At 45.3% G+C, this 13,075-nt stretch carries 9 protein-coding genes; 5 read left to right on the top strand and 4 right to left on the bottom strand.

The window, feature by feature from the left end:
* Positions 1-133: 133 nt before the first annotated feature.
* The 3 genes from ACS72_RS11510 to ACS72_RS11500 all read right to left on the bottom strand — a co-directional run bounded on the left by ACS72_RS11510 (position 134) and on the right by ACS72_RS11500 (position 4,467).
* Positions 134-2,095, bottom strand: a complete 1,962-nt coding sequence (locus ACS72_RS11510) for a choline BCCT transporter BetT (RefSeq protein ID WP_048882195.1) — start codon at positions 2,093-2,095, stop codon at positions 134-136.
* A gap of 328 nt (positions 2,096-2,423) precedes the next feature.
* On the bottom strand, positions 2,424-4,133 hold the full coding sequence (locus tag ACS72_RS11505) for a cation acetate symporter (protein ID WP_048882194.1): 1,710 nt from the start codon (positions 4,131-4,133) through the stop codon (positions 2,424-2,426).
* 1 nt (position 4,134) lies between these two features.
* The gene (locus ACS72_RS11500) at positions 4,135-4,467 is read right to left on the bottom strand and encodes a DUF485 domain-containing protein (protein WP_004813690.1); all 333 of its coding nucleotides are present in this window, start codon (positions 4,465-4,467) and stop codon (positions 4,135-4,137) included.
* A gap of 184 nt (positions 4,468-4,651) precedes the next feature.
* Here ACS72_RS11500 and ACS72_RS11495 point away from each other — a divergent pair, with 184 nt between their 5' ends.
* Together ACS72_RS11495 and ACS72_RS11490 are read left to right on the top strand one after the other, a co-directional pair.
* Complete coding sequence (locus ACS72_RS11495) at positions 4,652-8,143, top strand: PAS domain-containing hybrid sensor histidine kinase/response regulator (protein WP_048882193.1); 3,492 nt, start codon at positions 4,652-4,654, stop codon at positions 8,141-8,143.
* 414 nt (positions 8,144-8,557) lie between these two features.
* The gene (locus tag ACS72_RS11490; RefSeq protein ID WP_048882192.1) at positions 8,558-9,319 is read left to right on the top strand and encodes a hypothetical protein; all 762 of its coding nucleotides are present in this window, start codon (positions 8,558-8,560) and stop codon (positions 9,317-9,319) included.
* A 64-nt stretch (positions 9,320-9,383) separates the two neighbouring features.
* Here the strand turns inward: ACS72_RS11490 and ACS72_RS11485 are convergent, their stop codons facing one another.
* Positions 9,384-10,034, bottom strand: a complete 651-nt coding sequence (locus ACS72_RS11485) for a response regulator transcription factor (protein ID WP_004813697.1) — start codon at positions 10,032-10,034, stop codon at positions 9,384-9,386.
* 374 nt (positions 10,035-10,408) lie between these two features.
* Between ACS72_RS11485 and msuE the strand changes: the two genes are divergently transcribed.
* From msuE to ACS72_RS11470, 3 genes are all read left to right on the top strand, one after another.
* A complete protein-coding gene (gene msuE / locus ACS72_RS11480; protein ID WP_004890705.1) occupies positions 10,409-11,143 on the top strand; it encodes an FMN reductase in 735 nt (244 codons plus the stop codon).
* A 28-nt stretch (positions 11,144-11,171) separates the two neighbouring features.
* Positions 11,172-12,284: a dimethylsulfone monooxygenase SfnG gene (gene sfnG / locus ACS72_RS11475; RefSeq protein ID WP_048882191.1), complete on the top strand. Its 1,113-nt coding sequence runs from the start codon at positions 11,172-11,174 to the stop codon at positions 12,282-12,284.
* Positions 12,285-12,444: 160 nt separating this feature from the next.
* Positions 12,445-13,065, top strand: coding sequence for a riboflavin synthase (locus ACS72_RS11470; RefSeq protein WP_008305713.1), 621 nt, complete (start codon positions 12,445-12,447; stop codon positions 13,063-13,065).
* The last annotated feature ends 10 nt before the right edge of the window (positions 13,066-13,075 follow it).

Raw genomic sequence — 13,075 nt, 5'->3', positions numbered from 1 at the left:
TGAAATTTTTATTATTTATAAATAAGTTAAGGGTTCATATCCTTGTTAAATTTTAAGATAATCCGAATAAAAAAGGACACAATATGCATCCTTTTTTATTCGGTTTATTAGGTTAATTAAGCGATAGCACCACTTAGCGCACCCTGCTCAAGAAGTGCAGATGCCGTTCATACTGATCCAAAATATCCTGCAAAAGATCTTCCCGGGTCCATTCCATCACATCATAGTTTTGCCCACCTTCATTGAGGAAGACTTCAGCTTGAAAATATTGTCCTGCATCTTCATCCTGAGATGGCATAAAACTTGGCGGTAAGATCTGGCGTGCAACCACTGCATAAACGAAATTCGCTTCATCCTGATGATCTACTCGTAAGCAAAGCCCCTGCTCTATTTCATCAATGATGACGGCATGATGACGGCGTTGAAATTCTTTCTGAATACTTAAAAATGCCTGTCTGACTTCCGACTGGATATACGCTGTCACTTCCTGTTCATTATGAGCATAATGCATGATGAGTCCCAAACGCTGCTGCCAGCTACGCGGATTATGAATTGCTCGTGGTGTAATTCGGGCTTCTTGTAATGCATGCATTTTGGTGACTTCCAGCCGTAGTGCTTTGATCAGCCCCCAACTAATCACCAACATGATCAAGGTAAAAGGCAAAGCACTCAACATGGTGGCAGATTGCAGTGCAGCCAGGCCACCTGCATATAACAGCACAATTGCCAGTAAAGCCTTGATCACTGTCCAGAACAGACGCTGCCAAGTTGGAGACTGATCAGATTTCGCAGTCAGATAATCGGTAACCAGTGCACCAGAGTCAGCCGAAGTGACGAAAAATAACATTACCAAGAATGTGGCGACTACACTCATCACTGCCGAGAAAGGCAACCCCTGCAGAAATTCAAACAGTGCCACAGATGAGTCACGCTGTACTGCCTGCATCAGGTTAATATTTGCTTCATGTAAAATGCTGTAAAGCGCAGCATTGCCCATAAAGCCCATCCAGATCAGGGTAAAGCCGGTTGGAATCAGTAAAACGCCCACGATAAATTCGCGAACGGTTCGACCTCGAGATACCCGGGCAATGAACATCCCGACAAATGGTGACCAGGAAATCCACCAGGCCCAGTACATAATGGTCCATCCGCCAATCCAGCCATTAGGCTGATAGGCATACAGATTAAAGGTCATACTGAATAGACCAGACACATACTGTCCGACGTTTTGAATAGTCGTTTGCAGCAGATAAATAGTCGGTCCTGCCAGAAAGACAAAAAGTAATAGTCCCAAAGCCAAAACCAGATTCAGTTCGGATAGGCGCTTAATCCCTTTATCCAGACCAAAAAATACCGAGAGTGAAGCCATCGCACTGACAATAATAATCAGTATGACTTGTACTCCAGTACTTTGCTCAATGCCAAACAGATAGTTCAGACCAGAATTGATCTGTGTTACTCCGAAACCCAAAGTGGTGGCGACACCAAATACGGTTCCAATCGTTGCGAAGATATCGACACCATCCCCGATCGGGCCGTAAATTCGCTTGCCAATTAAAGGATAAAGTGCAGAGCGTATTTTCAAAGGTAACTGATGCCGGTAGGCAAAGTAAGCCAAGGATAATCCGACCAGTGTATAGATCGCCCAGGCATGGAGTCCCCAGTGAAAGAAGGTCACACGCATGGCCTGCTGTGCCGCCTGAATAGTTTCAGGTTCACCCGATGGCGGAGTGACATAGTGCATTACCGGTTCAGCAACACCAAAGAACATCAACCCAATCCCCATACCCGCAGTAAACAGCATGGCAAACCAGGAGGCATTGTTATAATCCGGCGTGCTATGGTCCGGGCCCAGCTTAATCCTACCCATGTCCGATAGTGCAATAAAAATCAGCAGAATCAGGAAAATTGCAACAGAGAGTACATAGAACCAGCTAAAAGAGGTCGTCACCCACTGGTTCAGTTGCTGCGTCATCAGTTCAAACGAATTAGGTGCCAGGACCACCATTAAAAGAAATAGTCCAATGATGATGACAGTTGTTAAAAACACACGAGGATTCACATTGGAATACCAGGATGTGGCTCTGGAAGACATATCCACTCCATTTTTTGCTTTTTATTAATCAGACCAGATCGGCCCCACGTACATTACTTAAAAAGAAAACTTGAATAAAAAAATGTATTTCGATCACATATCGAAACCTAAGCAATATGATAAGTTATTGTTATTATTCGCTTGGTTGTACTCCTGTGTTCTTCTCGTAACATTTCATAGAAAAGACTTGATCTTCTATTTTTTCCAAAATTTCGAAATCCAGCTATGCAATAAAGGGACGGAAAAGATGAACTTCCTTATGAGCGTCGGGATCTACAGGTAATAAAAAAGTCCCTTGCGGGACTTTTTTATAGGTGATCAAATCATCTTAGTGATCAGAGGCACCTGAGATACCAATACCTGTTTGTGAACGTACAAACTGTGCATCGAATGCTTTGCGTTCCGCTTGCGCTTGTGCAGAGTTATCTGTCACAGAGAACAACCAGCAGAAGAAGAATGCTAAAGGCATCGCAAATAATGCAGGACCATTGTATGGATTAATTGGTGTATCAGAAATACCCAATGTATCTACCCAAACTGCTTTAGACAGTACGATAAGTACCACTGCTAATACTAAACCTACAAGACCACCTGCTACTGCGCCACGAGTTGTTAAACCTTTCCAGAACATGGAAAGTACAAGTACTGGGAAGTTTGCACATGCAGCCACAGAGAAAGCTAGACCAACCATGAAGGCAACGTTTTGCTTCTCGAACAGGATACCCAAAATCATGGCAAAGATTGCAAGACCTAAAGTCGCAATTTTAGACATACGCAGTTCAGATTCAGGTGTGGTTTGACCTTTCTTAAATACGTTGGCATACAAGTCGTGTGAGATTGCTGAAGCGCCAGACAAGGTCAAACCAGCAACTACCGCAAGAATTGTTGCGAATGCTACTGCCGAGATGAAGCCCATGAACAAGTCACCGCCAACAGCATCAGACAAGTGAACTGCAGCCATGTTGTTACCACCAACCAGCTCTAGTTTGCCAGTCATAGCCATTTTCGCTACATCTAGGAATTGCGGGTTATTCGATACATATAGAATCGCACCGAAACCGATGATGAAGGTTAACAGGTAAAAATAACCAATAAAGCCTGTCGCCACGACCACCGATTTACGTGCTTCTTTAGCATCTTTTACTGTGAAGAAGCGCATCAGGATATGTGGCAGACCTGCTGTACCAAACATCAAGGCAAGACCAAGAGAGATTGCATCAACCGGGTTAGACGCCAAGCTACCAGGACCCATGATTTTGGTTGCATCAGCCAAGCTCAAATCATGCACTTTTGAATAGACACCAATCGCCTGTTCAAACATATTGGTAAAACTGAAGCCCACGCCTTTCATCACCATGAAAGCCATGAAGGTCGCACCAGATAACAGCATTACGGCCTTGATGATCTGTACCCAAGTCGTTGCCAACATGCCACCAAACATCACGTAAGCCATCATCAGTAAACCAACAATAACAACTGCAATGTTATAGTTCAGACCGAATAGAAGCTTGATCAGCTGACCTGCACCCACCATTTGTGCAATCAGGTAGAACGCTACTACAACCAAGGAGCTTAATGCAGCCAAAGTACGCACCGGTTTTTCCTGTAAACGGAAAGAGACGACATCTGACAAGTTGAATTTACCCAAGTTACGCAGACGTTCTGCCACCAGGAACAATACAATCGGCCAACCCACCATAAAGCCTAGAGAATATAGTAAGCCGTCAAAACCTGACAAGAATACCATTGCGGAAATACCGAGGAAGGATGCTGCTGACATAAAGTCACCGGCAATTGCCAGACCATTCTGAAAACCTGATATCCCGCCACCCGCAGTATAGAAATCATTGGTACTGGTGGTTTGTTTTGCTGCCCATTTGGTAATGAAAAGCGTTGCGCCTACGAAAATCACGAACATGATAATCGCGTGCCAATTCGTGGCTTGTTGTTCAGCTGCACCTAAATCAGGTCCTGCAACTGCCATACCAGACATCAATAATGTTGATGCCGCAAGTGCTTTAAATGAATTCCATTTCATCTTAGTGCAGCCCTTTTTCATGAGTGATTGCTTCAACTTCGCGCATTGCTTCTTCGTTCAGTTGATCAAGTTGGTTATTGGCAATGTAGGAATACACACCACATAAAACAAAAGACAATACGATAATGCCAAGTCCTAATGGAATCCCCCAAGTCGTCACACCGCCAGAAACAGAACTCATTAGAAATTCTTTGTTATAACCAACCAAGAGCATGAAACCCACGTATACAAACAACATGATTGCCGTAAGTGTCCAGCTAAGACGACTTTTTTTGGCGACCATTTCCTTGAATTTGGGATTTTGTAGAATCTGTTCTACTTGTCTCTCATCCATAAATATTCTCCTTGCTATGCCCAACCTTAGGCATCCATTTTTTAATTCGAATTATCACCTGTACAAATTAACAAGCTTTATAGGTGGTTGTAATTTAGACTTTGGTCGTTAAAAAATAAGCAATTTGAACGCCTGCGTTCATGATGCTGTATTATAGCCGCATGCTCAGTACACTTCAGGCAATATGAACAGTTGGCTCATCATAGGGGTGCTCACCCTCTATATCGCATTACTCTTTGTTTGTGCATTTTTCGGGGAGAAACACGCCAGTCGTCTCAGCACTCGTGGACGCATGCTATTGTTTAGCTTAACTTTAGGTGTCTACTGTTCTTCCTGGACCTTTTATGGAGCAACAGGTGCTGCAGTACGTGAAGGGATTATTTTCCTACCTATCTACCTCGGCCCACTGCTTTTTGTCGCGATTGGTTATGACATCTGGCGCCGGTTGGGACGAGTACGTCAGCACCATGCCATTTCCTCGATCGCAGATTTTGTCGCGGCACGTTATGGTAAAAGTGGACCACTGGCTTCACTGGTTACCATTCTGGCAGTCATCGCGATTATTCCCTATCTGGCCTTGCAATTGCGTGCGATTGCCCTGAGTGCATCCGTGATTCTGGAGCCTTCAGCGGGAATCGCCAGCACTACCAATAGTGTACTGTTCCTGACCGGAGTTCTGGCTATCCTGGCCATGATTTTCGGTACGCGACAGATTGCCAATACCGAACAGCATGGCGGTCTGATGCTGGCAGTCGCCTTTGAATCTTTCGTTAAGCTGTTTGCATTACTGGCAGTTGCTGGTTTCTTCATGTTTGCTGCACCGGAAAATTTGTCACAGATTACGGGTGATATCAAAACCACCTTCCATGAAGTGCAGCTGTTTGGCGTGCCAGAAAGTTTCTGGGTACAAACCCTACTCGCGGCATTGGCGATTATCTGTTTGCCGCGTCAGTTCCACGTGGCCGTGGTTGAACTGCGCGATGAAAAGCATATCCGTGGTGCCCGCCGCTGGTTTGCAGTCTATCTGATTCTGACTACCATCGCGATCATTCCAATTGCCAGTTGGGCATTGCATGCAGCACCACATTATCTGGCGATTCCAGATGTAGCAGTACTGTCTTTGCCTCTAAGCTATAACCAGGACTGGCTGACCCTATTAGCCTTCCTCGGAGGATTCTCGGCATCCACCGGGATGTTATTGGTGTCTTCCGTTGCCTTATCGATCATGCTGAGTAATGACTTGATCATGCCGGCGTTGTGGCGTTTTAACCTGATTTCACGTCATGACAAACGTCTGCCATTGGTACTGAAATTTACCCGACGCATCTCTATCTTAGCTGTAATGCTGATGGGCTTCCTGTTCTTCAATTTCTTTAATGATATTGATCAGCTTTCTATCTTCGGGCTGCTGGCCTTTAGTGCGGTGGCACAGTTTGCCCCTGCCCTGATTGGTGGTCTGTACTGGCGGGGTGGCAGTAAACAGGGTGTCTATGCCGGCTTGCTGACCGGTTTTGCTTTGTGGGCTTATACCTTACTGTTCCCGACCATTCTGCGTAGCCTGCCCGAAACATATCAGCAGTTTAGCCACGACTTTCTCAATTATGGCCCACTGGCGCTCAACTGGCTTCGTCCTGAAGCATTACTGGGTTTTGAATCCTTTGATTCCTTGACTCATGGTGTGGTGTGGTCACTCGGTCTCAATTTACTGCTCTACATTTGGGTGTCACGCATCTTCCGTCCAAGTGTGGCAGAGCAGATTCAGGCGGAAAGTTTCTTCTACTATGAAACCAAACCCCTGCCTTCGCAGAGCCCAACTACTGAAGTGAGCTATTCCCATCAGGATGTGGCCCGTTTAAAAGTCGGTGACCTGATTACGCTGGCCAAACGCATTACCGGTGAAGAACCCACCACGCGTGCATTCAAGCAGTTCTGTACCCAGAATAATGTCGAGCTGAATGAAAATAGCAGTGCCAATGGCATGTGGTGGCGCTTTACCGAGCAATATCTGGCTGGCACGATCGGTGCTGCCTCAGCGCGTACCTTATTGACCACTGCGATGGTAAATAACGGTCTGGCTCTTGGTCAGGTCGCCAACATTCTTGACCAAGCTTCCCAGTGGCAGCGCTTTAACCAGAACCTGATCATGACCATGATCGACCATATGACCCAAGGTGTCAGTGTCGTCGATGAAAACATGTGCCTGGTAGCATGGAACAACCAGTATCTGAAGCTATTTGATTATCCAAAAGATATTGTCTATGTTGGTTGCCCGATCGCTGACCTGATTCGTTATAACGCCGAGCGCGGTGAATGTGGGCCGGGTTCGGTCGAAGAGCATGTGCGTAAACGGATTCACTGGATGCAGGTCGGTAGTGCACATGAATTCGAGCGGATCCGTAAAGATGGCCGCGTGATTCAGATGCGTGGCAATCCGATTGAAGGCGGTGGCTTTGTTACGACCTTTGCGGATATTACCGCCTTCCGTGAAAATGAAGCCGTACTGGAAGCACGCGTGCGTGATCGTACCCAGCAGCTTGCGGATGCCTTGTCCGAACAGCAATTGGCTCGTGAACAGGCAGACAAGGCGAATATGTCCAAAAGCCGCTTTATTGCAGCAGCCAGTCATGACCTGTTACAGCCGATGCATGCAGCACGTCTGTTCAGTACGGCACTGGAACAAAGTGTGCAAAGTGAAGAAGATCGCAAGACCTTACAGCAGCTGGACCGTGCCTTGTATGGTGCAGAAAGCATGCTTTCTGCCCTGCTGGATATTGCCCGTCTGGAAGGTGGAACGATTCAGCCGAAGCGTCAAGCTTATCCATTGCATGATCTGCTCAGTGATCTAGAATTGCAATTCAAGTCGATTGCAGCCCAGCGTGGCATCAAGTTCAGTGTGCATGATGCGCAGTTCTGGATTGATACTGATCCACAATGGATTCGCCGGATTATCCAGAACTTTGTCAGCAATGCGCTCCGTTATACCGCCAGCGGCAAAGTGATTGTGGGTGTACTGCGTTCCAGCAGCAAACCGAATCATATCCGTATTGGCGTATGGGATACCGGACCGGGTATTGCCGAAGAGCAGCGGATCAAGCTGTTCCAGGAATTTGAGCGTTGTGGTCATACTTCTCCGTGGGGTGAACAAGGTTTGGGGCTGGGTCTGGCGATTGTGCAGCGTATGACCAGCATGCTGGACTATCCGGTACACGTCTACTCTGAATATGGCAAAGGCTCGTGCTTCATGATTGAAGTACCGCTCACTGAGGCACCAAAAGTTGTAGCAGCTCCAGTGCAGGCAGTACCGTTGAAGTCCAAAGCCTTTAAAGTGCTGTGTCTGGACAATGATGAAACCATTCTGGAAGGCATGTCGACCTTGCTGACCAAATGGGGATATCAGGTATTTAAAGCTACAGAGCCTGAACAGGCACAGGAAATGATTGAACAGGAAAATATTCAGGTCTGGCTGGTGGATCAGCATTTGAATCATGACCAACGCGGCCTGGACTTTATCGTAGATAATCGTAAGCCAAATGTACCGGTTGCCTTGATCACTGCGGATTCTGATCCTGAACTGCCACAGCAGCTTAAGGAACTGAATATTGTGCTGCTGAAAAAACCGCTGAAACCTGCTTCATTACGTTCATGGCTATCGGGTTTAAAAATCTCAGACAGTTAAGTGGTTATGGTTTCGATAAGTGCCTGTTTTACCGTGTAAAGCAGGCACTTTTTATGTTAAATGTCACAAAAAATTTCAATATTTGCATGATTTTTAAGCGCATGTGCCAAAAATATCAGAATCAGGCTAAAAATCCTTACATCAATTGACCAAAAATATCATTTTAAAAATCGCTATGGCAAAACTTCACCATTCCTGACGTGAACCTGTGTGTACTTGGTTACAATATTGTAAGCTATTATTTTATATAAACTAATATAGGATTAACTTGATTGTTTGAACTTTAGTCGTATTTTTTCATGCCCCTATTTCGCTCTAAAAATATGACTTAGAAACGATCAGTATCTATTCATGCCTATATTCCTCATCCGCATGTCAGCTGATCATTTATTACTGCATAAAGGATGACTAATCATGAGCTTAGACACTAATACTGAGATCAATCAGAACCGACAGTTTCATCGTCAATACGGTGCCAATGCCATGCTGCCGGCAATCGACTGGAATAATCTGTTTAAGTACAGCAAACTTGATCCTGCTCAAATTGAAGCGCTAGAAACCCTGTATCAATCTGCAGTTCCTCTCGCCCTACAGGTATTTGAAGAACTGCACTTTGATGTGTTTGAGCCTTTTGCCTATAAACCGCAAGGTCTGGGGCTGTTCGAGCGTCTGGCAGAGCAGGAATCGAAGCTGATTCAGTCTCTGGAAACCGAAGCTGCAGATTTAAGTGAAGATACCCGTCATCAGATCTGGAGCATGTTATTGCGCGGTGGTGCGGTACTGGTATTTAAAGCATGGCTGGCTAAGGTTAAAACTGGTGATGACCAGCTGGACACCTCACAGTTTGATGAACTTTCTGAGCTGCTCTTTATTAAAACCTCACCAATCGAGCTGGCAGAGCGCCTACGCGTCGATCCAAAGTCAGAACAGGATCATATTTTCCTGATGTATGGCAATGATGTTTACCTGGATCGCTTTAACAGCCTGGAAACGGCTGCGCTGTTTGTCGATCTGGGTGTGTATGATGCAGCTTTTCTAAGTCTGCGTGACGACCGTGTTGCTGAATACCTGATGTCAAAAGGCTATGTGACTCAAGAACAGATTGATGAACTGCAATGTGCCTTGAACCCGCTGTTCTGTGCTGACCTTACGCCAAAACAGGACTGTATTGCCTAAAAGCAGATATTCAGACCATAAAAAAAGACCTCTGCGGAGGTCTTTTTTTGGCGCTTCGAAAAGCTTAGATTTTCTTTTCTTCAATATTCAGCGCATTGATCGCCAAGACAGCCTGGGTACGGTTCTGTACGCCAAGCTTACGGAAGATCGCCGTCACGTGGGCTTTAATGGTTGCTTCCGACACATCCAGTTCATAAGCAATCTGCTTGTTCAGCAAACCTTCTGCCACCATCATCAATACGCGGAACTGTTGGGGGGTCAAAGACTGAATACGTTCAGCCAGTGCAGTTTCATCAGCCGCACGCGGATCAAAGTTCATGTTGGCTGGGAGATTTGGCGGTAACCAGATTTCGCCTTCCAGTACTTCACGAATCGCTTCACCAATATGGCTTGGATGTGCTGATTTTGGAATATAACCCATCGCACCATGTGCAATAGCACGTTGAATGATGCTAACTTCTTCGTGAGCCGATACCACAATAATTGGAAGCGAAGGATATTGGGCACGGACATGCACCAATGCAGAAAAGCCGGAAGCACCCGGTAAATTCAGATCCAGCAGCACAAGATCAGGTTCAGGACCATTTTCCAGGCGTTCATAAAATTCATTTACTGCTGCAGTTTCATGAATTTGTGCTTGCGGTAAGCTATAACGAACGGCTTGAATTAAAGCATGACGAAACAGTGGATGATCATCAACGATTAAAATATTCATAGGACGTGAGAGAGATCTTGTGCACGGTAGCTTATATTCTACCTGTAGTCGGTAGGTCAGCGATATGCAAGACTGTACAATTTTTAAAAATAATATCCAGTTTCGTTACATAAATTCTAAAATATCGGTATTTCACTAATTATTTAATTCTCATCATTTTTTTGTATATGCATTATTAGCTGACTAGAATGCTTATTCTTATTCAATATAAGTCAAAATATCAATGTATTAGTTGCGATTGGCTTTCCAAAAAGCAAATATTTCAGTTATATCTCAAATTTAGATAACTTTTCAGCTTTTCCTTATTTTACACTCATGAACGCATTTTGGATTAATAGGCTCATTCCGAGACTAACCCGTTTTTAGGTTCCAAAATGTCAAATCAAGATCTACAAAAACCGCTCAATATCGTTGCCGTTTCTGGTGGTTTAAATCATCCTTCTAAAACTGAAGCGCTGGTACAAGCGATTATTGATGAGCTGGGTGAAGCCACACCTATCAATGTACATTTCATTAAATTTAGTGAAATTGGTCAGTTACTGGGTGGTGCAATCTACCGTAACCAGTTACCGCAACGCGTTCAGGATGATTTGGCAGCTGTAGAAGCAGCGGATGCACTGATCGTCGGCACTCCAGTTTACCGTGCCTCTTTCACTGGCCTGTTCAAACACTTCTTCGACTTTGTAGAGCAAACGGCGCTGGTGGATGTTCCTGTCCTGTTAGCAGCATCCGGTGGCAGTGACCGTCATGCACTGGTGCTTGAACATCAATTACGTCCATTATTCAGCTTCTTTCAGGCACAAACATTACCAATTGGTGTGTACGCAACGGATCGTGACTTCACACCTGAATATACCATTCACAGCGAACTGCTTCGCGCACGTATCACACTGGCTGTCGCACGTGCATTACCAATCCTGGAATGGGCACCAGCCAAAGGTCAACGTGCTGAAGTGATTAAAGAAAAGTCTCAACAAGCCAACCAGAACCTGGGCATCAATAAACAGATTGAACAGGAAGAAGTGCTGCCTTCAGCAGCAGTGCCTAGCCTGGATGCAGCAGAGTCCCGCTTACACAGCAAAAAAGCACCAAAAACTCAAGTTGCTTAACGAAGAACTTCTTCAGAGGGTGAGAAGAATGTCAAATAACAAACATATTACTTTTGCATATTGGGTTCCAAATGTGAGCGGTGGTCTGGTGGTGAGTAACATCGAGCAGCGCACCGACTGGAGCTATGACTATAATGTACGTCTGGCACAGACAGCGGAAAAGGCTGGTTTTGACTATGCCCTGACCCAGATCCGTTTTACTGCAGGCTATAACGCAGAAAATCAGCATGAATCAGTCAGTTTTAGCCACGGTATTCTGGCCAAGACTGAACGTTTGAAAGTCATCGCTGCGATTCTGCCAGGTCCATGGAAACCTGCGCTGGCTGCTAAACAGCTGGCAACCATCGATCACCTGACCAATGGCCGTATTGCAATTAATGTGGTCAGTGGCTGGTTCCGCGGCGAGTTTGATGCAATTGGTGAAGAATGGCCGGAGCATGACCAGCGCTATGCCCGTTCGGAAGAGTTTATCCGTAGTCTGAAAGGTGTCTGGACTCAAGATCATTTCAGTTTTAATGGCAAGTATTACCAGTTTAATGACTATACCTTAAGTCCAAAACCGCTACAAAAACCGCATATTGAAATTTTCCAGGGAGGCAGCTCCCGCGCTGCACGCGATATGGCTTCACGTGTATCCGACTGGTACTTCACCAATGGCAACACGCCTGAAGAATTGAAAAAGCAGATTGATGATATCCGTGAAAAGGCCAAAGCCAACAATCACCAGGTGAAAATCGGTGTGAATGCCTTCGTTATTGCGCGTGATACTGAGGAAGAAGCACAAGCTGTACTGCAGGAAATCATTGCCAAGGCCAATATCCAGGCAGTGAAATCTTTTAGTGATGCAACGCGGGAAGCAGGTGCAGCAACCGCAGAAGGTGAAGGTAACTGGGCCAAGTCTACTTTTGAAGATCTGGTTCAATACAATGACGGTTTCCGTACCAACCTGATTGGTACACCACAGCAGATTGCTGAGCGGATTATCGAGCTGAAGCAAGTTGGTGTTGATCTGATTCTTTCAGGCTTCCTGCACTTTATTGAAGAAGTTGAATATTTTGGCCAAAAGGTATTGCCTTTGGTCCGTGAACTTGAAGCACAACAGGCAACAGCTGTGCAACAAGAAGACGCTGAGCTCGTATAAGTATTCCAAGAAATCTCAGCGCTTTCCATTCACTCCCCTAAGGCTCGGCTTAGGGGATTTTTTTATCTGGGCAGAAAACCAGGCAGTACAGTACAACGCTAGCCGGATTCTGTATTCCTCCCTACAATGTGATGCAATTGCAAGAATAGATGTTTTAACTATGTATACCGGTATTGTCCAAGGCCTGGAAAAGGTCGTTGAAATTCGCAAAGGCAATGGCTTTATTACGATCATTGTCAGTGATCAGCAAGGTTTCTTTGCAGATGTATTTATTGGTGCCAGTGTCGCACTAAATGGTGTATGCCTGACCGTGACCACGATTGACCATGAACAGCAACAGATTCATTTTGATATTTCTAATGTCACGCTTGAACTCACCACTTTAAAATCACTTAAAGTCGGTGATGAAGTAAATATTGAACGTTCAGCAAAAGTGGGGGCGGAAAATGGCGGTCATAACCTGTACGGACACATTGAAGGCACAGCTCAAGTCACCCAGATCGAGCGTCGCGGTGAAACCCTGCATATTAACCTGCAGATTCCAGCTGGCAATATCAAATACTTTTTCCTGAAAGGTTTTATCGGACTGAATGGCTGCAGCCTGACAGTAAACCATGTCGATCGTGTCAAAAGTGAGATTTCGATTGACCTGATTCCAGAAACCCTACGCCTAACGACCTGGAAATCTGTTCAGGTTGGTGATGAAGTGAATTATGAAATTGACCAGATGACCCGAACTCTGGTAGATACGCTGGAAAATATCCATCTCGCCAAAGGCTAATACCTTCAGA

Origin of the sequence: Acinetobacter sp. VT 511, assembly GCF_001077515.1 — a bacterium.
Classification (GTDB): domain Bacteria; phylum Pseudomonadota; class Gammaproteobacteria; order Pseudomonadales; family Moraxellaceae; genus Acinetobacter; species Acinetobacter schindleri.
This window is presented reverse-complemented; position numbering and strand designations above follow the sequence as displayed.